Origin of the sequence: Burkholderia sp. AU33423, assembly GCF_002223135.1 — a bacterium.
Taxonomy (GTDB): domain Bacteria; phylum Pseudomonadota; class Gammaproteobacteria; order Burkholderiales; family Burkholderiaceae; genus Burkholderia; species Burkholderia lata_D.
In genome coordinates this window covers 1,993,904-2,014,620 of sequence record NZ_NKFH01000007.1, presented here as the reverse complement: position 1 = coordinate 2,014,620, position 20,717 = coordinate 1,993,904, and the positions used below count along the sequence as shown (strand labels likewise).

The following is a 20,717-nucleotide window of genomic DNA, read 5'->3' as shown; positions in this document are numbered from 1 at the left end:
TCCGGTCATTTTATTGCGGGATGAAAGTCGGCTCCCGAGAATGCCGATACGGCCCGTGCAATCGACATGACCGCAGCGCACGCCGCAGACCCCACATCGGAACATCGGAGACACCTTCATCATGCAGACGAACCTGAAGATTGCGATCGTCGGCGCCGGGATCGGCGGCCTGACGCTCGCGCTTGCCTTGCGCGAGCACGGCATCGACGCGCAGCTCTACGAACAGACGGGGGTGTTGCGCGAAGTCGGCGCGGCCGTCGCGCTGTCGGCCAATGCGACGCGCTTCTACGAACGCATGGGATTGCGGGCGGCCTTCGACGCGGTGTGCGCGGACATCCCGGGGCTCGTCTATCGCGACGGCCGCAGCGGCGCGGTGATCGGCCATCATCGCGGCGACCCCGACTATCGCCGGCAATTCGGCGGCGCGTACTGGGGCGTGCATCGTGCGGATCTTCAGGCGCTGCTGTCCAGGGCGGTCGGCCTCGACGCCATCCATCTCGGCCATCGGCTGACCGATCTCGCGCAGCATCCCGATCGCGTCACGCTGTCGTTCGACAACGGTGTGCGTGTCGACGCCGATCTCGTGATCGGTGCGGACGGCGCGCGCTCGATCACGCGGCGCTGGATGCTCGGCTACGACGATGCGCTGTATTCGGGGTGTTCGGGTTTTCGCGGCGTGGTGCCGGCCGCGCGGCTGAGCCTGCTGCCCGATCCCGAAACGCTGCAGTACTGGATCGGGCCGCATGGGCACCTGCTGCACTATCCGATCGGCGACGACGGCGACCAGAATTTCCTGCTGGTCGAGCGCCATCCGTCACCGTGGCCGTCGCGCGACTGGGTGATGCCGTCGGAAGAGGGCGAGCAACTGCGCGTGTTCAGGGACTGGCATCCGGCGGTGGTGCAGATGATCACCGCCGTGCCGATCAGCCAGCGCTGGGGGCTGTTCCACCGGCCGTCGCTCGGCCGCTGGAGCCGCGGGCGCGTGACGCTGATCGGCGACGCCGCGCATGCGCTGGTGCCGCACCACGGGCAAGGCGCGAATCAGTCGATCGAGGATGCGGTGGTACTGGCCGCGCAACTGGCGCAGGCCGGGCCGGGCAACTGGCGCGAAGCGCAGGAAGCGTACGAGCGGCTGCGTCGCGGCCGCACGCGCAAGGTGCAGTACGCATCGATCTCCGTGGCCGATGTGCTGCACCTGCCCGACGGGCCGGCCGCGCAGGCGCGCAATGCGCGTCTGGCCGAGCGCGACAGCGTGCTGCATCACCTGGACTGGATTCACGATTTCGACGCGCTGGCCGGGGAGCCGAGCGAACGGCAGGGCGGCACGTGGCTTTGACCTCGCAGTCTTGCGCACGCCGTCAGGCGCGACAGATGCCTCGAGGTGGTGTGCGCAGGATATGAGACTGATCGACCGCCTGCGGCCTGCCGGTCAACGGCCAGCCTGACGAAAACGGGCGGGGCCGTGCCCGCCCGCCGTCACTTCACACATTCGAGCGCGTACTTCAACCCTTGCCCGAGCAACCCGCGCCATACGTCCCACGTATGCCCGCCGTCGACGATGCGCAGCTCGGCCGGGTTTTGCGCGCGACGCAGGTGCGTGAACAGCACGCTCGATTCGGCCTGGATGGTCAGGTCGTCGTCGCCGGCCGCGATGAACATCGGGATCCGCCAGCTGCGTGCGAAATAGCCGCGCATCAGTGCCGGGTAGTTGAGCTCGTGCCACACGCGCGGATCGAACTGCCGGTCGCCGAACACGCCGACGTAGCGCGCGGCGGAATTGAGCGGCGGCTCGTTCGCGTAGATCGCGGGGCTCAGCAGCATCGCGCCGCAGAACAGCCCGGGTTCGAGCAGCGAGAAGCGCAGCGCGCCGAAGCCGCCCATCGACACGCCGCCGATCGCGCGGCCCGCGCGCTGGTTCGACACCGCGAAGTGCGCTTCGACCTCGGGCAGCAGGTCGTTGAGGAACGCGCTCTGCATCTTCTCCTTGCGGTCGACGTACCAGTCGGTGCCGCCCTGCGGCATCACGATCACGACCGGCGGGATCTCGCGGCGCTCGATCAGCGTGTCGGCGGTGGCCTGCAGCCGGCCCTGCGTGACCCAGTCGTTCGCGTTGCCGGCATTGCCGTGCAGCAGGTACATCACCGGGTAGCGCGCGCCTTCCGGGTTGTAGCCGGGCGGCAGGTAGACCGTGTACGACCAGTCGCGCTTCAGCGACGCCGACCGGAACGTGCGCAGCACGATGCTGCTGCCCGGATTGAGCGCGGGCTCCTGGGCGGCCGACGGGGTCGTCGCGGTCTGGACGGCCGGCGGCGGCGGCGCGGGCGCTGCCACCGGCGCGGGCGGCGTGGCGCGGGCGGTGGCGATGGAGCCGGCGATCAGGGCGAGGGCGAACGGAAGGGCGAGTCGGCGCATGTCGAATCGTTTCAGGAGAGGCGCCGGCTATCGTAGCAGCGGCGCGTGACGGCGCGGCGCGTCATCGCCGCGAACGGAACGGCAGCCGCGCGACGAGCGGCCCGTAGAGTTTGGCGACGAGATACAGCAGGCCCATCGCAACGACGTCGGCAATCAGGCCGAGCTTCACGTCGAGATAGCCTTCGGTCGCCTGGTAGAGCACCGAATCGACCGCGAGCGAGATGGCGGTGCCCGCGACGAAGCACAGCAGCCCCTGCCGGCCGATCGTGCCGATCCACGGCATCGCGTGCGCAACCTTCTTCATCCAGCCGAGGTGGACCAGCTTGGCCGCGAGCCATGCGATCGCGAGGAAGTTCGCGAGCCGCAGCGCGCCGAGGTTCTGCTTGATCGACGGATCGGTCGGGAACGGCTCGATGCGCAGCCGGTAGTACGCGCCGGCCGCGACGATCGCGAGCGCCGCGGCCGTCAGCAACCAGCCCTGCGGCTTCGGCGCGAGCGTCTGGTAGACGGGCTGGCAGCGCGCGATCACGCCGAGCACGAACAGGAACTGCCATGCGAACGGATTGAAGTCCCACGGCGCGCCTTCGACGGTCGGCAAAAAGCGCGCGACGTGCGGCGCGGCGACCCACAGCGACCCGCTGAATGCGAGCAGCAGCCACGGCTGCGTGCGCGCGAGCGGCAGCGCGAGCGGGACGAGCAGTGCGAAGAACGCATACATCGGCAGCACCGACGCGAGGTACGGCTGGCGGCGGAACAGCAGGATGTCGCGCAGTGCGGCGAGCGGCTTGTGGAGCAGGCCGTCGAGATCGTTGGTCGGCATGTTCGGGCCGTCGATCGCGAACGCGTTCAGCGCGGCCGTGATCAGCAGCATCAGGCCGGCCGTCACGAGGAACGCGCGGTAGATCTCGAACGCGCGCCGGATGAAGCGCTGGCGCGCGGCGGCTTCGTCGTGACGCTCGGCGAGCGAGTTGTACGCGATCGCGGTGGCGAAGCCGCCGAGGAACACGAAGACCTCGGCCGCGTCGCACAGCGCGTACGCGTGCAGCGTCACGCGCGACAGGATGCTGCCGCCGATGTGGTCGACGACGATGACGAGCAGCACGAGGCCGCGGAAGAAATCGAGCTCGGCGTAGCGGCCGGCCCGGGCCGGTGCGGTCATCGGACCGCCTCCCGGCGCGGGCCGCGGGCGCGGCCGGCACGCGCCGCGCATGAATCGGGGGGAAGCATGACTTCGTGAAGAAATGACGAACGGATGCGCATTGTGCCACCGATGCGGTGCGCATCGGGTTTACGCGAATGGTCGCCCGTCGTGCCGCTGCCGTTAAGCCGGGTCAGGCAGTCTGCGCAACGGGGCAGTTGGACGAGCGCAACGGTTTGCGCAGGGTTCAGCTACCCCGATGGACGGACGGTTTGCGACGTGACACCATTTTGACCTCACGCGGCCGCACACCGCGTCGTCCGCCCTGCGGGCCATACATACAACAGACCAAACATTCGCCGGGCGCTTGACCCTGCCCGGCCCCCGGCTCCGGAGATCCGTCATGAAGAAGCACGTCATTTTTACCGCCGCGCTAGCCGCTTTCGCCGCGCCGGTCTTCGCCCAGAACAGCGTGACGCTGTACGGTGTGATCGACGAAGGCTTCAATTACACGAACAACGTGAACGTCAATGGGGTCGGAAAAACGAACTACCAGCTGGCGAGCGGTTATGCGCAGGGCAGCCGCTGGGGCCTGAAGGGCAGCGAGGATCTCGGCGGCGGGCTGAAGGCGATCTTCACGCTGGAAAACGGTTTTGACGTGAACAACGGCCGGCTCGGCCAGGGCGGCCGCATGTTCGGCCGCCAGGCGTTCGTCGGGCTGAGCGCGCCGCGCTTCGGCACGCTGACCTTCGGCCGTCAGTACGACTCGGTCGTCGACTATCTCGCGCCGCTCACCGCCAACGGCAACTGGGGCGGCACGCTGTTCTCGCACCCGTTCGACAACGACAACACGGACAACTCGTTCCGCGTCAACAACACGGTCAAGTATGCGAGCGCCGACTGGAACGGCCTGACGTTCGGCGGCACGTACAGCTTCAGCAACAGCACCGGCTTCTCGAACAACCGTCAGTACAGCCTCGGCGCGCAGTACTCGCTGGCCGGGCTCCAGGTTGCGGCTGCATACCTGCAGGCGAACAACCCGGGCGTCGGCAGCGCGGGCGCGATCTCGGCCGACGATGCGAACTTCGTCGCCGACCGCCTGCGGATCTTCGGCGGCGGCGTCAACTACACGTTCGGCCCGGCGACGGTCGGCTTCGTCTATACGAAGACGGACGTGAAGAACCCGGTGTCGACCGTCTACCTGCCGGCGTCGACGTTCGCCGGCCTCGGGCTGACCGCGACGAAGTTCCAGAACTTCGAGGTCAACGGCAAGTACCAGCTCACGCCCGATTTCTATCTCGGCGCGCAGTACGTGTACACGGATGGCAAATACGATGCCGCGGCCGGGACGTTCAAGCCGAAATACCACACGGTCGGCCTGATGGCCGACTACAGCCTGTCGAAGCGCACCGACGTGTACCTGCAGGGCGCATGGCAGAAGGTGGGCGGCGACAAGACCGGCACGGCGGCCGACGGCGGCTACGTGGTCGGCACGGACGGCCCGTCGGCTTCGTCGAACCAGTTCGCCGTGCGCGCCGCGATCCGCCACAAGTTCTGATCGGGCGGGCGGTGCCGAGGCCGAGCGCCTCGGCGCCGGCTGCCGTCAGTCTGCCCGGGGGTTGCCCCCGAGCGTTTCCGCAAGCCAGTCGACGAAGATCCGCACGCGCGGTGCGAGATGCCGGCCGGTCGGAAACACCACCGACACGGGCAGCGGCTCGGCGTTCCATTCCGGCAGCACCTCGACCAGCGAGCCGTCGGCGAGCAGCGGCCCGAGCCCTTCGCGCGGCGCCTGGATCAGCCCGAGGCCCGCAAGACAGCACGCGAGATACGCCTGCGAGCTGTTGACCGACACGACGCTGCGCATCTTGACCGCGTGCAGCTGGCCCGAATCCATATCCGCATATTCCCAGTCCAGCTCGCGGCCCGTGCGGCTCGAGAAATAGCCGACCGCGACGTGGTCCGGCAGTTCGTCCGGCGAGCGCGGCGTGCCGTGCCGCTCGAGATACGCGGGCGCCGCGCAGTTGATCTGCGCCAGTTCGCCGATGCGCCGCGCGACGAGCGACGTATCGGACATCGCGCCGACCCGCACCGCGCAGTCGATGCCATCGGCGACGAGATCGACGAAGCGGTCGGTCGTGCCGATCACGACGCGCAGGTCGGGGTAGCGCGCGTGGAAACCCGGCAGCGCCGGGATGACCTGGTTCAGCGCGAAGCGCTCGGGCAGGTCGACGCGGATCGCGCCGCGCGGCGTCGTGCCGGCGTCCTCGAACAGCGTCTCCGCATCGTCCAGATCGGCCAGCAACCGCATGCAGCGTTCGTAATAGGTCGCGCCTTCGGCCGTCAGCGCGACGCGCCGCGTCGTGCGCTGCAGCAGGCGGACCTTCAGGTGCTTTTCCAGATACTGGACGGCGTTGCTGACCGTCGGGCGCGGCAGTTGCAACTGCTCGGCCGCTTTCGTGAAGCTGCCGAGATGGGCGACGCGCGCGAAGATGCGCATTGCTTGCAGATGATCCATGCGGGGCGGGTGCGTGGGTGGAGAGGAGCAGGCTCCATTGTTAATCAGCGTCGAATGGATTGGTTGAGTGTTTCGCGTTTATCGCGCGCTGCGATGCGCCCAGAATCCGGCCTGTTCATTCATCACTCGAGGAAACGGATATGGAAACGCGTGAACTGGGCCGTACCGGCCCGCGGGTGTCGGCACTCGCGCTCGGCTGCATGGGGATGTCGGACTTCTACGGGCCGGCCGACCGCGACGAAAGCATCGCGACGCTGCACGCGGCGCTCGACCACGGCATCACGATGCTCGACACCGGCGATTTCTACGGGATGGGCGACAACGAGATGCTGATCCGCGATGCGCTGCGCGGCCGGGCACGCGACCAGGTGCTGATCAGCGTGAAATTCGGCGCGCTGCGCGATCCGGCCGGCGGGTTTGCCGGCTACGACGCGCGGCCGGTGGCGATCCGCAACTTCGTCGCGTACTCGCTGAAACGGCTCGGCACCGACTACATCGACATCTACCGGCCGGCGCGCGTCGATCCGGCGGTGCCGATCGAGGAGACGATCGGCGCGATCGCCGATCTCGTGAAGGCCGGGTATGTGCGCCACATCGGGCTGTCGGAAGCCGGCGTGGACACGATCCGCCGCGCGGCCGCCGTCGCGCCGATCGCCGACCTGCAGATCGAGTATTCGCTGCTGTCGCGCGGTATCGAGGCCGGGATCCTGCCCGCGTGCCGCGAACTCGGGATCGGCGTGACGGCCTACGGGGTGCTGTCGCGCGGGCTGCTGGGCGGGCGCTGGAGCACGGCGCGGGAAGGCGAGCGCGATTTCCGCGCGGCGAGCCCGCGCTTCCAGGGCGAGAACCTCGCGCACAACCTCGCGCTCGTCGACGCGCTGCGTGCGATCGCCGACGAGAAGGGCAGCAATCCAGCGCAGGTCGCGATCGCGTGGGTGCTGTCGCGCGGCGGCGATATCGTGCCGCTGATCGGCGCGCGCAAGCGCACGCAGCTTCAGGACGCGCTGCAGGCGATTGATATGCAACTAACGGTCAATGACATCGCTCGCATCGAAGCGGCGGTTCCCGCCGGGGCGGCTGCCGGTGAGCGTTATCCGGCCGCACAGATGGCGCACCTCGACAGCGAGCAGGGGCGGGGGGCATCTCACGGGGACTGATCGGCGCGGATCGGTGCCTGTTTAGGAGCGGTCGCTGTATTCGGCCCGGATTCGGATGCCGGGGCCAAAGTCGCGTTCGGGTTCGACGACACCGAGGGTGATGCATGGTCCGGCCCTGTCTGCGTTGACGTCGGCGGCGCGTGTTTCGTGTTTCGCGGGCCCGCGGCGCGACAGCACATGGGCGCAGTCGCGCCGCGGCCCCATCCGGCAAGCCCTAGCCAGCCTCAGGCAAAACCAGATGGTGGGCGGCGCGATCGGGGTTCACCATCGGCGCCGTACTCAACCGGACGGAACGCCTTTCATGCACATTCATACGCTGACGATCATCGCGGTGGTCTTCCTGCTGGCCGGCGCGGTCAAGGGCATGATCGGCCTCGGGCTGCCGACGATCGCGATGGGGCTGCTGACGCTCGCGATGCCGCCGTCGGCCGCCGCGAGCCTGCTGCTCGTGCCGTCGTTCATCACCAATGTGTGGCAGTTGTGGCTCGGCCCGTCGTTCGGGCCGCTGCTGCGCCGGCTTTGGCCGCTGCTCGCCGGCCTGACGATCGGCACGCTGACGGGCGGGCTGCCCGCGCTCGCGGCCGGCAGCACCTGGACGCATGCGGCGCTCGGTGTGGTGCTGATCCTCTACGGGCTGTGGGGGCTGGCCGCCGCGCGGCTGCCGGCGCCGGGCCGCCATGAAAAATGGCTGTCGGCCGTGGTCGGCTACCTGACGGGTGTCGTGACGGCTGCGACCGGTGTGTTCGTCGTGCCGGCCGTCCCGTACCTGCAGGCGCTGCGGCTGTCGAAGGACGACCTGATCCAGGCGCTCGGGCTGTCGTTCACCGCATCGACGATCGTGCTCGGCCTGCAGTTGCGCGTGACAGGGGCGTTGGAGACGGTCGATCTCGGCGTGTCGGCGCTCGCGCTCGTGCCGGCGCTGGCGGGCATGGCCGGTGGGCAATATGCGCGGCGCGTGATGAGCGAGAAGGCGTTCAAGCGCTGCTTCTTCGTCGGACTTATCGCGCTCGGCGCGTATATGGCGGCTTCGGGGTGGCTGTAAGCGAGCATCGCTGAACGAGCGTGATGCGCGCCCGCTGTCCGTGACGCGCCCGAAGCCGGTTTCGACATCAGCCGGCTTCGGGCGCGTTCGCCGGACGTGGGTCACATCGCTCAGGCCGGATCGGCGTATTTCAGCGTCCACCCGAACGTGCGGGTCGCGCCCGCGCCGAGTGCAAACGGCTTCGTCGTGCAGGCGAAGTTCGAATGCAACTGGCCGATCGGCGTCGTCGACAGCGGATTCGTCGTGCCGTTCGCCGTATCGAAGGCCGACAGCGCGCAGGTGTCGAACCCGGACGCCGCATAGCCGGTCGCGGCGCTGTTCGCGTAGGTGACCGACACGCCGTCGCCGTTCGCCTGCGTCGACGCGAAATCCGCGAACGACGTGAAGTCGGTCTCGACCGACAGGTTGCCGGTGACCGTGCCCGTGCTCAGCGTATCGCTGCGGGCGACCGAGCCGTGCGCGAACGTCAGCACCGTATGCACCTGCAGGTCGAGATCCGTCGTGTACGCCGCGTTCTTCGACGCGAGCCGGAACTTCGCGGTATCGAACGACACGATCACCTGCCCATTGCCTTGCTGGACGTTCAGGTTCTTGTAGTACGTGACGGGAATGTAGGTCTTCCCGTTGTACGACACCTGCGGCACCAGCAGTGCGTAGCCGAGATCGGTCGTGCCGTAGATCAGCTTGTCGGAGAACGGCACCGGGTAGTACGGCGTGTACGAGTTGTAGTCGGGCGCCTGGCTGAGGTTCAGGTTGATCACGCGCCGGCCGTCGCGCACGGTGACGAGCGCCGCGCTGTACGGATGCGCGGTGTCGCCCGGCTGGTTGTACCAGGTGAGCGTGTAGTGCGGCAGCGCGTCGAGCCACGCGTTGTAGTCCGTATCGGCCATCGGCGCCTTGCCGCCGAAGCCGAGCTTGTTCCACCACGCGTTCACGTACAGGTACTGGTGCAGCAGGCTGAAGTTCTCGCCCATCACGCGCGGCTTGCCGCGATACGCGTCCGTGCCGCGGCCCTTGACCCACATGTTCACCGAAGGTGTGGGCAGCGACGGGTCGTACCAGTACGTGTCGAACCGATGCGCGGCCTGGTAGATGAACGCATACGCAACCTGCTTCTCCTGGTCGGTCAGCACGCCGGCATTGGCCGCGGCCGTCAGCACTTCCATGAACGCCGAATCGCCGTACGGGCCGATCGAGCGGCCGTAGTTGAAGCCCTGGCCGTTCGCGTTCAGCTGCGGCAGGATCAGGTCGACCGACTTGCGCAGATAGCCCTTCAGCTCGGGCGTGAGGTTCGCCTCGTTGCCCATCTCGAACGTGCGCTCGGTCACTTCACCGATCAGCAGCGTGCTGTAGCGGTCGAAGCGCGCCTGGTCGTAGTAGGTCGTGTGCGTGTTCGACGCCTCGTCCGAGAACCCACCCGACGAGTCGTTGCGGATATGGTTCGTGAGCGTGTACAGCAGCGCGTCGCGCGCGCCCATCGTCGCGACCGACGGATCGGTCTTCGATGCAAACGACGGGCTGCTCCAGCCGAGCTTCTGGCGCAGCCCGGCGATTCCGTAGGACACCGCATAGTAGTTCTGCGCGGTGTTGAGCGATGCGATGTCGATCGGCGTGCCGGCCGCGGGGCACGTATCGGTCTTGCCGCTCGCATCGGGGCCGAACATGTCGCAGAAGGTGAGCCGCCGCTGCAGCGTCGCGAGCATTGCGTCGCTGAAGACTTCGTTGAGCATCCCGTGCGCCTTCAGGTTGTTCAGCGCGACGAGGTAGTAGTACTCGCCCCAGGACGTATTCGCATACGTGTAGTTGCTGCCCGACTGCGCCATCATCGCGGTCGTGATCGTCTGGTACGTCGCGAGGTAGCTGGCGTATTGCGGATCGTTCTTCGACTTCATGTCGATCAGGATGTACGACAGGCCGAGCGCGAGCTTGCCCGGCAGGAATTTGTCGCCGGTGTTCGTGTCGAGCACGTGGACCGGCGTGCCGTCGCCGAGATCCATCACGACCTGCGTGAAGTCGGGTGATTTCCGGATCAGGTCGAACAGTGCGCGCATCTGGCCCATCATCGTGACCGGAACGTTCGTGCCGGCCGGCACGCTGGTGTCGGGCGCGCCGTAGACGAGCGCCTGCAGCGAGTTCGACGCGAGCGTCGGTGTCGTGGACGGGGGCGGCGAAGATGACGACGGTGGCGGCGTGTCGGTCACGTCGTTGCCGCCGCAGGCGCTGACGAACAGGACGGAAAGGGCGCTGAGCGCGGCGCCGAGCGCGAATCTGCTGCGCGGATGCATTGTGTCTCCAGTTTTGAATAGTGATGAAGCACGGGCGGGGGTGGCCGTTGCCGCGCTCGATGCCCGTACCCGGCCGCCGTCCTGCAACCCTGATCCCTGAAGACGGACGGCCTGAATTACCCATCGAGCGGGCAAGCGTTCTCCCTGCACGGGCCGTGACCGGCGTCGCGCGAAGACATTGGAAAACGTTTTCCAAATTTAGGCAGCGATCGGCATGATGTCAATGAACTTTCGCGTCGGACAGGGCGGGAAAAACCCGGATGGTGGGAAGGGAGTGTGAAGGGTTGGAGCGAAATGTTGAAGAATTTACCGGGATTTCTTCGTGATGAGATGAAGGGAAGCGCGGGATACCGACGCGGATACGACAAGCAGAATGACTATCCGGCGATGTGTGCTCGGCGGAGTTTGAGAGAAAACGTTATCCATAAGGATCGAGATGAGTTCGACGGACATCGGGGCATGGTGGCGACCGGCAGCCACGCCGTTCCGGCGAGACTAAAGCTGTGCCTCGATCGCGGCCTTGTCGATCACCGACCAGACCTGGCGGATCTTGTCGTCATGAAATTCGTAGAACACGTTCTCGCAGAACGTGACCTTCCGGCCGTCGACGGCGAGCCCCATGAACGTCCCGCTCGGCGAACAGGCGAAGCGCAGCCGGCATGCGATGCGCGGCGGCTCGCACACGAGCAGCCGGATGTCGAAACGGAGGTCGGGAATGTCTCGGAAGTCCTGTTCCAGCATCGCGCGGTAACCGGCGAGGCCGAGCGGCCGGTTGTTGTGAATCACGTTATCGGAGACGTATTCGCCGAGCGCCGGCCAGTCTTGCCGGTTCAGGCAGTCGATGTACGCGCGGTAGCGGGTTGCAAGATCGGTGTCGGTCATGGCCGTGCCTCCGTGTGTCGGCGGGATGAGTGGGATGCGGCACGCGTCACTGCGACGTGGTTTCGCCGGACAGGAACGCGACGAACTCGCGCGTGTACTTCGGCAGCGCATCGAATGACCGAGCGCACAGCTTCAGCCGGCGGTGGCTCCACGCATCGGACAGCTCGACGAGCCGCACGTCCATCGTCTGCATCGCGCGCTCGGCCGCATGTCGCGACACGATGCCGATGCCCACCCCGCTTGCGATCACGCGGCAGATCGCATCGAAGCTCTTCAGTTGCACGCGATAGCGGATCCGCTTGCCGAGCGCGCGCGCCTGGTCGGCGAGATGCACCTGCAGTGCGCTGCCGTCGGTGAGGCCGATGAAGTCGGCATCGGCGATCGAGTCGAACGCGACTTTCTCCTGCGACGCGAGCGGATGCGCGGCCGGCACGACGACGATCAGCCAGTCCTCGCGGAACGGCTTCTGTTCGAGCCCGCCGAGCCCGACCGAATCGGCGACGATGCCGACTTCGGCCGTCTTGTTGCGGATCGCATGCACGATCTCCTGGCTAGAGCGCTCCTCGACGCTGATCGACAGCTTCGGATGATGCGGCAGGTAATCGGCCAGCGCATCGGGCAGGTATTCGCTCAGCGACGCCGTGTTGCACAGCAGCCGGATATGCCCGCGCAGCCCCTGGCCGTATTGCTGCAGTTCGCCGCGCATGTGGTCGATCTGCTGCAGCACGGTGCGCGCGTGGTGTTCGAGCGCGCGGCCCGCGTCGGTGGCCTGCGCGCCCGACTTGGTCCGGTGCAGCAGCGGCACGCCGAGCTCGTCCTCCATGCCGCGGATGCGCTCGCTCGCGGCCTGCAGCGTGATGTGGGTCCGCTCGGCGCCGCTCGTGATCGTGCCGGCCTCGCAGATGTTCAGGAAGAGCCGCAGGTCGGTCAGGTCGAAACGCATGATGGGTGGGGCGATCGTATTGGAATGGCCGATAAGTTAGCAGGGAACCGCGGCCGGGGTCTCAGGCGCAGCTTGAGGCCCGATTCGCCGGTTCCGCATTTTCGGGGCGCGATCGATGGCGGATCATGGCCGCACATCAACCGGGGAGCCTGTCATGCAGATCGATCCGTCGTGGGGCGTGTCGTTCAAGATCGCGTTGCACATGCTGTTCCTGTGCATCGGCATCGCGTGGGCCTGTTCCGAACTCGCCGCGTGGTTGCGCTGAACGTCGCGGCGATCGCCGCCTCGCGCCTATTGAAACAAATTCGTCATAGTGTCCCGAGACGAAAATTCTTCCGCTTTCGTGCAAAAAGACCATCAAGTTTTCCTGAATCGGACCGTATTACCGGTAGCGAATGCCGGCCGGCATCCGGTTCGTGATCGTTTGTCATCATTGTTTGCATCCGGTTACACGTCGGCCGTTCCGTTTTTGAGATGCTTGAAAGATTGTCAAACCGGAGTCGGATCGTCCATGAAAACGCGCGAGATTCACCGCAACGCGGCGTGGCTGCCAGGCTTGGCCGCCGTGCTCGTCATGGCCGGTTGTGCAAGCACGCAGTCCGTTCCGCCGAGCGACACGCTGGCGGGACAGTCGTCGCCGTCGAGCCAGCTCGCCGCTGCGCCGTCGGCCGCCACCCCGCCGCCGGCGCCGATTCTCATCGCGCAGAAGTACGTCGTGAAGCGCGGCGACACGCTGACGGGCATCGCGTCCGCGAACGGCTGCAGCATTGCCGACCTGCGCACCTGGAACAAGCTGGGCGCGAACGGCAGGCTGCGCATGGGGCAAGCGCTGCGCATCGTCAAGCAGCAGCCGTTGCCTGCGCCGGGCGCGGCCGGCACGCAGGGGGCCGCATCGTCGGCGTCGGGCAATGGCGCAGCGGGCAACCCGGCTGCCACGCAGACCACCGCGTCGAGCGCGAGCGACCGTCAGGTCGTCAAGGAAACGAAGCGGCATGCGGGCGGCGTCGCGCTCAAGTGGCCCGCGAGCGGCAAGATCGTCGACGGGTTCCGGCCGGGGCAGAATCGCGGGATCCAGATCGCCGGACGGCCGGGCGACCCGGTCCGTGCCGCGGCCGACGGCCGCGTGATGTACGCGGGCACCGGCCTGAACGACTACGGCAGCCTGATCATCGTCCAGCACAACGCGGATTTCCTGACCGCCTATGCACACAATCGCAAGCTGCTCGTGAAGACGGGCGACATCGTGCGCCAGGGCGACGAGATCGCCGAGATGGGCGACCTCGACAATTCGCGTGTCGCGCTGCTGTTCGAAGTGCGACGCGACGGCAAGCCGGTCAATCCGATGCCGTACCTGCCTTCGTCGCAAGGGTGAAGCAGGGCCGTTTCGCTGGAACGTCGCGGCGGTCGCTGCTACGCTAGGGTCTGTTCATGCGAGTCCCGCGCTTCGCGGGGCCGACGGTCGTCTTTCGGGGATGCGCGGCGAATGCCGTCGCGGGCCGGCTGTCGGCGTGATCGGGTGCGCTGCTTCACTGCATGCCCGAGCTGCTTCGTGCCACCGATTCCGACAGAACTCACGACATTCATGGAACACTCTCCGACACGCCGCACGCTGTTGCTTGCCGCCGTTGCCGCGCCGTTCGTCGCCGCGTGCACGTCCGCGCCGGTCGCCGACCAGGGGCGCGCCCATACCGCCCAGGCTGAATTGGCCGCGCTCGAGAAGGCCTCGAATGGCCGGCTCGGCGTCGCGGCGCTCGATACGTCGAACGGCGTACGCATCGCTCACCATGCGCGCGAGCGCTTCCCGCTGTGCGGCACCTATGCAGTCGTCGCGGCCGCCGCGATGCTCGCACGTGGCTCGCTCGACGCGTCGCTGCTGCCGCGCCGCATCCTGTACCGCCGCTATGAAATCGTGTCGGGCTCGCCGATCACGGAAAGCCACGTCGACACGGGCATGACCATCGAGCAGCTTTGCGTGGCGATGCTGCAGTCGGGCGACAAGGGCGCCGGCAACCTGCTGATGGGCGTGCTCGGCGGCCCGCAGGCCGTCACGTCGTTTGCGCGCGAGAGCGGCGCCACGTCGTTCCGCCTCGATCACTGGGAACCCGAACTGAACAACGCGGCGCCCGACGACGAACGCGACACGTCGACACCGGTCGAGATGGTCGATACGCTGCAGCGGCTGCTGCTCGGCAACACGCTGCAGGAGCCGCAGCGCACGCAACTGACGGAATGGATGGTCGGCGGCGCGCGCGGCGCGACCGGCATCGCGGCGGGTGTACCGCCCGGCTGGCGCATCGCGGACAAGGCCGGCACGGGCGGTTACGGCACGACGACCGACGTCGCGGTGCTGTGGCCGCCGGCGCGTGCGCCGATCGTGATGGCCGTGTCGTTCACGCAGCCGCAGGCCGCCGCGGCGGCCCGCGCGGACGTCGTCGCGTCGGCGGCGCGCATCGTGGCGGGCGCGCTCACCGCGACGGCCTGAGCGTCCCGCGCCTCGCGCAAAGCCGGCGTTTGGCTTATCGTGTCGGACAGCGCGCGCCAGTATTGGCGCGCGGTCCTTCCGCGCCGTTTTTCCGTTTGCCTTCTCCATGCGCCGACTTCCGCCCCTGCACGCGCTGCAGATCTTCTCGACGGTGGCTCGCCACCGCAGTTTCACGCGCGCGGCCGAGCAGCTGTGCATCACGCAGGGTGCGGTAAGCCGGCAGATCCAGACGCTCGAGGCGCATTACGGTTTTCCGCTGTTCAAGCGGCATGCGAAGGGCCTCACGCTGACGGCGGAGGGCGAGCAGTTGCTGCCGGTGGTCAACGAGAGCTTTGCGAGGATCGAAGACATTTCGATGAGGCTCACGCGGCAGCGCACCGATCTTGCGCTGAAGGTGCCGACCTGCGTGATGCGCTGGATGCTGCCGCGCATCATGCGCTTCCAGGGCGAGCATCCTGATCTCCATGTGCAGATCACGACCGCGTGGCAGCACGTCGTCGATTTCTCGACCGAGCCGTTCGATGCGGCGGTCGTCTACGGCACGTCGCCGGGCGCCGGCGTGTTCGCGCTGCCGCTGTTCGACGAACGGCTGACGCCCGTCTGCGCGCCCGAATTGCGGCAGACGTCGCCGCTCGACACGATCGGCGATCTTGCCCGTCATACGCTGCTGCATCCGACCCGCGACCATCGCGACTGGCGCGCGTGGCTCGAACATGCGGGCGAGCGCAGTGTCGATCCCGCGCGCGGGCCGACGTTCGACACGCTCGACCTCGCGACGAATGCGGCGATGCAGGGCTTCGGTGTCGCGATCGGCGACGTGACGCTCGTCGACGACGACGTCAGCGCGCGCCGGCTCGAACGGCCGTTCGACGTCGTGCTCGAGACGGGCGCGCGCTACTTCTTCGTCTATCCGGAGAACCTCGGCAACCAGCAGAAGATCCGCGCGTTCAGCGACTGGATCGCGCGCCATCGCGATTGACCGGCGACGCGCGTGCGTGCGCCGGCGAACGGCTTTACTGGTACGTGACGACGGCGATCATCGGTGCCTGGTTGTTGCCCGGACGGTTCGGTAAAACGATTGCGCGCGAAGCCTGAGTAAAGGTCGTGGTCTTGATGGCCTGCTGGCTCGCGGCGTCGACGAACGCGATCTGGCCGGAGGCCGGGCGCGGGCAGTCGGGGCGCACACCCGCATGCGCTATGTCGGCCGCGTCGAGTGCGAACGAGCAAGGCGGTTCGACGATCATGCCGGTGAAGTGGATGATGCCGGACGCGCCGGCGGCGAAGGACGAGGACATGCCCAGAAGCGAGGCAGCCAGGACGAACGAGGCGGCGAACAGGCGATGCTTCATGACAGGCTCCAGAGAGGAAGCGCGTCGCAGCGGGGCCGCTCGGGTGGCAGTCCGTCAACGCTGCGATGCTAAGTGCGTAAACGGCAAATCCATCTGTTCCCTTGAATGAAAAAATCGCAATTTTTGGATAAAAGCAAATGACGCGGCAATGCTGAATTCAATGTATGCCGTATTTGCGAGATAACAAGTTCGGGTAAAGCCGGTGTAGTACGCTCAACGGAAGTGCGCTTGTCCAACGCGGGTCGTCATAGCAGGTCGTTGCGGGATCAACGAATTGATGCGTGGATGAAGCGATGCACGGGCGAATGGCCATGCGCCAAAAGAAAACGGCCGCTCGTGAATGAGCGGCCGTTTTTACACGGAGCGGCGTGACGGTGCGGTCAGCCTGCGCGCTTGCGCACCGCGCCCACGATCACGAGCAGCACGATCGCGCCGATGATCGATGCGATCCAGCCTGCACCCTGGCCCGGCGCATACCAGCCCGCGGCGCGGCCGACGTAACCTGCGACGAGCGAGCCGATGACGCCGAGCGCGATGGTCATCAGGATGCCCATCTTGTCGTCGCCGGGCTTGAGCGCGCGGGCGAGGAGGCCGACGATGAGCCCGACCACCAGGGTTTCGATGAGTTGCAGCATGAACGCCTCCCTATTGCTGTTGAGTTGTTGACGAAACGAAGTTGACCCGTGCGGCGCACAAGGGTTCCATGCGCGGCAGGGCGGCGCGTGGCGTGCCGAGTATCGCACGCCGGCACGGCGCGCAGATGTCAGGCCGCCGGCGCGCCCGCCACCGGGTCGAGACGGCGATAGCCTTCGGTCGCGTTCAGCAGCGTGCGCGTGTAGTCGCGCGCCACCTGCCCGGCGCGCACGTCCTCGATTCGGAGCTGCTCGACGATCTCGCCATGCTGCATCACAGCGACGCGCTGGCACAGGAAGCCGATCACCGCGAGGTTGTGGCTGACGAGGATCATCGTCAGGTTGCGTTCACGATGCAGGCGGCGCAGCAGGTTCAGGATTTCGGCCTGCACCGACACGTCGAGCGCGGACGTCGGCTCGTCGAGCAGCAGGACGCGCGGCTCGACGATCAGCGCGCGCGCGATCGCGACGCGCTGCCGCTGGCCGCCCGACAACTGGTGCGGATAGCGGAACCGGAACGCGGGGCCGAGGCCGACTTCGGACAGCGCGCGGGCGATGCGCGCATCGGTGTCGCCCATGCCATGGATCGACAGCGGCTCGCGCAGCGTCTGGTCGACCGTGAAGCGCGGATGCAGCGACGCATACGGATCCTGGAACACCATCTGCACGTGACGGCGAAAGGCGCGATCGGGTGTGCCGCCCACCAGCCGGCCGTCGATCGACAGGCTGCCGGACGCGAGCGGCACGAGCCCCGTCAGCGCGCGCAGCAGCGTCGACTTGCCGGAACCCGATTCACCGACGAGCCCGAACACTTCGCCGTCGCGCACCGCGAAGCTCGCGTCGCGCACGGCATCGACGTGACCCGTGCGGGTGGGAAAGCGAATCGAGACGTGGTCGACGTCGATCATCGTGCGGCCTCCTGTCGATCGGCGGGCGTGCCGGCGTGCGGTGCGGGCCCGAGCCACGCCGGATCGCGCCGCAGCACGGGCAGTTCGTCCGGCGGGTTCGCAAGCGGCGGGTTCGCCGCGAGCAGCCCGCGCGTATAGGGATGGGATGCGTCGCGCAGGTCGCGCGCGGCGCAGGTTTCGACCACGCGGCCCGCGTACATCACCGCGACGCGATCGCAGAACGACATCACGAGCGGCAGGTCGTGGCTGATGAACATCAGGCCCGTGTCATGCCGCGCGATCATTGCGTCGAGCACGGCGAGCACCTGCATCGACACGGCGACGTCGAGCGCGGAAGTCGGCTCGTCGGCGATCAGCAGGCGCGGGCCGGTCGACACCATCATCGCGATCATCACGCGCTGGCCCATGCCGCCCGACAGCTCGTGCGGATACGCATCGGCGACGCGTGCGGGGTCGCGGATCTGCACGGCCGCGAGCGCGTCGACGATCCGTTCGCGCAGCGCGCGGCCGCGCAGGCCCGGCTCGTGCAGCCGGAACGCTTCGCCCATCTGCTTCGCGACCGTCATCACCGGGTTCAGCGAATATTTCGGGTCCTGCAGGATCATGCCCATCTGGCTGCCGCACAACCGCCGGCGTTCGCCCGGCGGCATTGCGAGCAGGTCGTAGCCCGCGAAGCGCATCGTGCGTGCCGACCAGCGCGCGGCGTCGGGCAGCAGGCCGAGCAGCGCGCGGCCCGTCAGCGACTTGCCGGAGCCCGATTCGCCGACGATGCCGAGCCGCTCGCCAGGGGCGAGGGTCAACGACAGGTCGCGCACGGCATCGGTGACGGTGCCGTCGTGCCCGCGAAAGCCGATTTTCAGGCCGTCGATTTCACAGAGCGGCGCGGGCGAGGGGGCGGAGTTCAGTGGCATGTCACGCTCCATGACGCGGATCGAAGACGTCGCGCAGCCCGTCGCCGAGCAGGTTGAACGCGAGGCTCACGAGCAGGATCGCCGCGCCGGGCAGCGTGGCGACCCACCACGCGTCGAGCAGCACGTTGCGGCCCGACGCGACCATGAAGCCCCACTCGGGGCTCGGCGGCTGCGCGCCGAGGCCGAGGAAGCCGAGGCCCGCGACGGTCAGGATGATGCCGGCCATGTCGAGCGTCGCGCGCACGATCACCGACGACATGCACATCGGCATGATGTAGCGCAGCAGGATGCGCGGGCCCGACGCGCCCTGCAGCCGCGCGGCGTGGATGTAGTCGGCCTGGGCGATGCGGATCGTCTCCGCGCGCGCGAGCCGCGCATAGGCGGGCCACGCGGTGATCGAGATCGCGACGACCGCGTTGATTACGCCGGGCCCGAGCGCGGCCGCGAACGCGAGCGCAAGGACGATCTTCGGGAACGCGAGCGCGACGTCGGTGACGCGCATCAGCACGCTGTCGACGAAGCCGCCGCAATAGCCGGCCGTCGTGCCGATCAGGAGGCCGATCGGCACGACGATCACGACGACGAGCATCGCGATGCCGAGCGTGAGGCGCGAACCGGCGATCAACCGCGAAAGGATGTCGCGGCCGAGCTGGTCGGTGCCGAGCCAGTGCGACGGCGAGCCAGGCGGCAGCAGCCGGTCGGACAGCACCTGGCGCAGCGGATCGTGCGGCATGATCAGCGGACCGACGATCGCGACGACGATCAGCGCGACGAGAATCGCGAGCCCGAACAGGTTGAGCGGATTCGCGGCGAAACGACGCCAGCGTCGGTACGCGAGGCCGAGCGCGGCCTGCGAGCGCGACGCGGGCGCATCGGAGAGAAGCCACGCGCGCAGCGTGAGGCGCTCGGCGTTCATGAATGGACGACCTTCGGCATGGGCGATGAAAGAAGCGGAGTGGAAGCGGTCATGACGTGGCGGCCCTCAGCGCGCACGCGGATCGAACACGCGGTACAGCGCGTCGGTCAGCAGGTTGACGGTGATGAACATCGCGCCGATCACGAGCGTCGCGCCGAGCACCGCGTTCATGTCGGCGTTCAGCAGCGCGCCGGTCAGGTATGAGCCGAGCCCGGGCCACGCGAACACGATCTCGGTCAGCACCGAGCCTTCGAGCAGGTTGCTGTACGTGAGCGCGATCACGGTGAGCAGCGGCACCATGATGTTGCCGAACGCATGCCGCCAGATCACGCGCCGTTCCGACAAGCCCTTCGCGCGCGCCGTGACGATGTACTCCTGGCTCAGCTGGTCGAGCATGAACGAGCGCGTCATCCGGCTCAGGTACGCGACGGAGTAGTAGCCGAGGATCGCGGCCGGCAGCGCGATATGCGACACCGCGTTGCGGAACACATCCCACTCGCCCGCGAGCGCCGCGTCGATCAGCAGGCTGCCCGTGCGCGCGTCGACCATCCCGTCGTACACGGGATCGAGCCGGCCGGGCCCGCCGACCCAGTGCAGCCGCGCGTAGAAGAGCAGCAGCCCCATCAGCCCGAGCCAGAACACCGGCACGGAATTGCCGATCAGCCCGACGAAGCGCGCGATGTGGTCGATCGGCCGGTTGTGCTTCACGGCGGCCGCGACGCCGAGCGGCACGCCGATCGCGATGCCGACCAGCGTCGCGATCGTCGCGAGTTCGAGCGTGGCCGGGAACACGCGCCTGATGTCGTCGAGCACGGGGTTCGCGGTCAGCAGCGACATGCCGAGATTGCCGTGCAGCACGTCGCGCGCATAGATCAGGAATTGCGTGACGAGCGGCTTGTCGAGCCCGAGCGCGATGCGCTCGGCCGCGTACGCCTCGGCCGACGCGCGATCGCCGAGGATCGCGAGCACGGGATCGATCGGCACCTTGCGGCCGATCACGAACGTCAGCGCGAGCAGCCCCGCGAACGTGACGGCGAGCGTGAGCGCCCAGCGCAGCACGCGCAGGGCCCAGCGCACGGCCGGGCGCCGCGCGGGCAGCGTGCGCAGTGCTTCGAGGGAGGAGGCGGGAGTCGACATGCGGCGAA

Annotated in this window: 19 protein-coding genes; 7 read left to right on the top strand and 12 right to left on the bottom strand. The window is 67.7% G+C overall.

Features of this window, described 5'->3' with window-relative positions; genetic code table 11:
• Positions 1–121: 121 nt before the first annotated feature.
• Entirely contained in the window at positions 122–1,336 is a 1,215-nt protein-coding gene (locus CFB50_RS27665; RefSeq protein WP_089447908.1) for an FAD-dependent monooxygenase, read from the top strand.
• Between the two features lie 140 nt (positions 1,337–1,476).
• Here CFB50_RS27665 and CFB50_RS27660 read toward each other — a convergent pair whose 3' ends face one another.
• Positions 1,477–2,412, bottom strand: coding sequence for an alpha/beta hydrolase (locus tag CFB50_RS27660; RefSeq protein ID WP_089447907.1), 936 nt, complete (start codon positions 2,410–2,412; stop codon positions 1,477–1,479).
• Positions 2,413–2,473: 61 nt separating this feature from the next.
• Positions 2,474–3,571, bottom strand: a complete 1,098-nt coding sequence (locus CFB50_RS27655) for an OpgC domain-containing protein (protein WP_089448440.1) — start codon at positions 3,569–3,571, stop codon at positions 2,474–2,476.
• 382 nt (positions 3,572–3,953) lie between these two features.
• Here CFB50_RS27655 and CFB50_RS27650 point away from each other — a divergent pair, with 382 nt between their 5' ends.
• A complete protein-coding gene (locus CFB50_RS27650; protein WP_069251848.1) occupies positions 3,954–5,108 on the top strand; it encodes a porin in 1,155 nt (384 codons plus the stop codon).
• A 45-nt stretch (positions 5,109–5,153) separates the two neighbouring features.
• Here the strand turns inward: CFB50_RS27650 and CFB50_RS27645 are convergent, their stop codons facing one another.
• Positions 5,154–6,065, bottom strand: a complete 912-nt coding sequence (locus tag CFB50_RS27645; protein ID WP_069251847.1) for a LysR family transcriptional regulator — start codon at positions 6,063–6,065, stop codon at positions 5,154–5,156.
• A gap of 140 nt (positions 6,066–6,205) precedes the next feature.
• Between CFB50_RS27645 and CFB50_RS27640 the strand changes: the two genes are divergently transcribed.
• Both CFB50_RS27640 and CFB50_RS27635 read left to right on the top strand, forming a co-directional pair.
• On the top strand, positions 6,206–7,222 hold the full coding sequence (locus CFB50_RS27640; protein WP_089447906.1) for an aldo/keto reductase: 1,017 nt from the start codon (positions 6,206–6,208) through the stop codon (positions 7,220–7,222).
• A gap of 301 nt (positions 7,223–7,523) precedes the next feature.
• On the top strand, positions 7,524–8,264 hold the full coding sequence (locus CFB50_RS27635) for a sulfite exporter TauE/SafE family protein (protein ID WP_089447905.1): 741 nt from the start codon (positions 7,524–7,526) through the stop codon (positions 8,262–8,264).
• Between the two features lie 110 nt (positions 8,265–8,374).
• Here CFB50_RS27635 and CFB50_RS27630 read toward each other — a convergent pair whose 3' ends face one another.
• From CFB50_RS27630 to CFB50_RS27620, 3 genes are all read right to left on the bottom strand, one after another.
• Positions 8,375–10,549 (bottom strand): hypothetical protein, encoded by a 2,175-nt coding sequence (locus CFB50_RS27630; protein ID WP_089447904.1) that lies wholly within the window; start codon positions 10,547–10,549, stop codon positions 8,375–8,377.
• A 495-nt stretch (positions 10,550–11,044) separates the two neighbouring features.
• Positions 11,045–11,431 carry an ester cyclase gene (locus tag CFB50_RS27625; RefSeq protein ID WP_089447903.1) on the bottom strand — a complete coding sequence of 129 codons (387 nt, stop codon included), beginning with the start codon at positions 11,429–11,431 and terminating at the stop codon, positions 11,045–11,047.
• Positions 11,432–11,477: 46 nt separating this feature from the next.
• Entirely contained in the window at positions 11,478–12,374 is an 897-nt protein-coding gene (locus CFB50_RS27620; protein ID WP_089447902.1) for a LysR family transcriptional regulator, read from the bottom strand.
• Positions 12,375–12,885: 511 nt separating this feature from the next.
• Between CFB50_RS27620 and CFB50_RS27615 the strand changes: the two genes are divergently transcribed.
• From CFB50_RS27615 to CFB50_RS27605, 3 genes are all read left to right on the top strand, one after another.
• Positions 12,886–13,746: a peptidoglycan DD-metalloendopeptidase family protein gene (locus tag CFB50_RS27615; RefSeq protein ID WP_089447901.1), complete on the top strand. Its 861-nt coding sequence runs from the start codon at positions 12,886–12,888 to the stop codon at positions 13,744–13,746.
• A gap of 210 nt (positions 13,747–13,956) precedes the next feature.
• On the top strand, positions 13,957–14,856 hold the full coding sequence (bla, locus tag CFB50_RS27610) for a class A beta-lactamase (protein ID WP_089447900.1): 900 nt from the start codon (positions 13,957–13,959) through the stop codon (positions 14,854–14,856).
• A 106-nt stretch (positions 14,857–14,962) separates the two neighbouring features.
• Complete coding sequence (locus tag CFB50_RS27605) at positions 14,963–15,835, top strand: LysR substrate-binding domain-containing protein (protein ID WP_089447899.1); 873 nt, start codon at positions 14,963–14,965, stop codon at positions 15,833–15,835.
• Positions 15,836–15,869: 34 nt separating this feature from the next.
• On the opposite strand, the gene CFB50_RS27600 is transcribed toward CFB50_RS27605, so the two are convergent.
• The 6 genes from CFB50_RS27600 to CFB50_RS27575 all read right to left on the bottom strand — a co-directional run bounded on the left by CFB50_RS27600 (position 15,870) and on the right by CFB50_RS27575 (position 20,709).
• Positions 15,870–16,205: a type 1 fimbrial protein gene (locus CFB50_RS27600; RefSeq protein ID WP_089447898.1), complete on the bottom strand. Its 336-nt coding sequence runs from the start codon at positions 16,203–16,205 to the stop codon at positions 15,870–15,872.
• A gap of 380 nt (positions 16,206–16,585) precedes the next feature.
• On the bottom strand, positions 16,586–16,840 hold the full coding sequence (locus CFB50_RS27595) for a GlsB/YeaQ/YmgE family stress response membrane protein (protein WP_069251838.1): 255 nt from the start codon (positions 16,838–16,840) through the stop codon (positions 16,586–16,588).
• A 128-nt stretch (positions 16,841–16,968) separates the two neighbouring features.
• A complete protein-coding gene (locus CFB50_RS27590) occupies positions 16,969–17,745 on the bottom strand; it encodes an ABC transporter ATP-binding protein (protein ID WP_089447897.1) in 777 nt (258 codons plus the stop codon).
• Entirely contained in the window at positions 17,742–18,656 is a 915-nt protein-coding gene (locus tag CFB50_RS27585; RefSeq protein ID WP_089447896.1) for an ABC transporter ATP-binding protein, read from the bottom strand. The genes CFB50_RS27590 and CFB50_RS27585 overlap by 4 nt, the downstream gene beginning before the upstream one ends.
• A 1-nt stretch (position 18,657) precedes the next feature.
• Positions 18,658–19,572 (bottom strand): nickel transporter permease, encoded by a 915-nt coding sequence (gene nikC / locus CFB50_RS27580; protein ID WP_089447895.1) that lies wholly within the window; start codon positions 19,570–19,572, stop codon positions 18,658–18,660.
• A gap of 66 nt (positions 19,573–19,638) precedes the next feature.
• Entirely contained in the window at positions 19,639–20,709 is a 1,071-nt protein-coding gene (locus CFB50_RS27575; RefSeq protein WP_089447894.1) for an ABC transporter permease, read from the bottom strand.
• Positions 20,710–20,717: the final 8 nt, after the last annotated feature.

Excerpts from the sequence above, each read along its gene's own strand:
- CFB50_RS27665 (WP_089447908.1), top strand. The coding sequence starts at position 122 with ATGCAGACGAACCTGAAGATTGCGATCGTCGGCGCCGGGATCGGCGGC.
- CFB50_RS27660 (WP_089447907.1), bottom strand. The coding sequence starts at position 2,412 with ATGCGCCGACTCGCCCTTCCGTTCGCCCTCGCCCTGATCGCCGGCTCC.
- CFB50_RS27655 (WP_089448440.1), bottom strand. The coding sequence starts at position 3,571 with ATGACCGCACCGGCCCGGGCCGGCCGCTACGCCGAGCTCGATTTCTTC.
- CFB50_RS27650 (WP_069251848.1), top strand. The coding sequence starts at position 3,954 with ATGAAGAAGCACGTCATTTTTACCGCCGCGCTAGCCGCTTTCGCCGCG.
- CFB50_RS27645 (WP_069251847.1), bottom strand. The coding sequence starts at position 6,065 with ATGGATCATCTGCAAGCAATGCGCATCTTCGCGCGCGTCGCCCATCTC.
- CFB50_RS27640 (WP_089447906.1), top strand. The coding sequence starts at position 6,206 with ATGGAAACGCGTGAACTGGGCCGTACCGGCCCGCGGGTGTCGGCACTC.
- CFB50_RS27635 (WP_089447905.1), top strand. The coding sequence starts at position 7,524 with ATGCACATTCATACGCTGACGATCATCGCGGTGGTCTTCCTGCTGGCC.
- CFB50_RS27630 (WP_089447904.1), bottom strand. The coding sequence starts at position 10,549 with ATGCATCCGCGCAGCAGATTCGCGCTCGGCGCCGCGCTCAGCGCCCTT.
- CFB50_RS27625 (WP_089447903.1), bottom strand. The coding sequence starts at position 11,431 with ATGACCGACACCGATCTTGCAACCCGCTACCGCGCGTACATCGACTGC.
- CFB50_RS27620 (WP_089447902.1), bottom strand. The coding sequence starts at position 12,374 with ATGCGTTTCGACCTGACCGACCTGCGGCTCTTCCTGAACATCTGCGAG.
- CFB50_RS27615 (WP_089447901.1), top strand. The coding sequence starts at position 12,886 with ATGAAAACGCGCGAGATTCACCGCAACGCGGCGTGGCTGCCAGGCTTG.
- bla (WP_089447900.1), top strand. The coding sequence starts at position 13,957 with ATGGAACACTCTCCGACACGCCGCACGCTGTTGCTTGCCGCCGTTGCC.
- CFB50_RS27605 (WP_089447899.1), top strand. The coding sequence starts at position 14,963 with ATGCGCCGACTTCCGCCCCTGCACGCGCTGCAGATCTTCTCGACGGTG.
- CFB50_RS27600 (WP_089447898.1), bottom strand. The coding sequence starts at position 16,205 with ATGAAGCATCGCCTGTTCGCCGCCTCGTTCGTCCTGGCTGCCTCGCTT.
- CFB50_RS27595 (WP_069251838.1), bottom strand. The coding sequence starts at position 16,840 with ATGCTGCAACTCATCGAAACCCTGGTGGTCGGGCTCATCGTCGGCCTC.
- CFB50_RS27590 (WP_089447897.1), bottom strand. The coding sequence starts at position 17,745 with ATGATCGACGTCGACCACGTCTCGATTCGCTTTCCCACCCGCACGGGT.
- CFB50_RS27585 (WP_089447896.1), bottom strand. The coding sequence starts at position 18,656 with ATGCCACTGAACTCCGCCCCCTCGCCCGCGCCGCTCTGTGAAATCGAC.
- nikC (WP_089447895.1), bottom strand. The coding sequence starts at position 19,572 with ATGAACGCCGAGCGCCTCACGCTGCGCGCGTGGCTTCTCTCCGATGCG.
- CFB50_RS27575 (WP_089447894.1), bottom strand. The coding sequence starts at position 20,709 with ATGTCGACTCCCGCCTCCTCCCTCGAAGCACTGCGCACGCTGCCCGCG.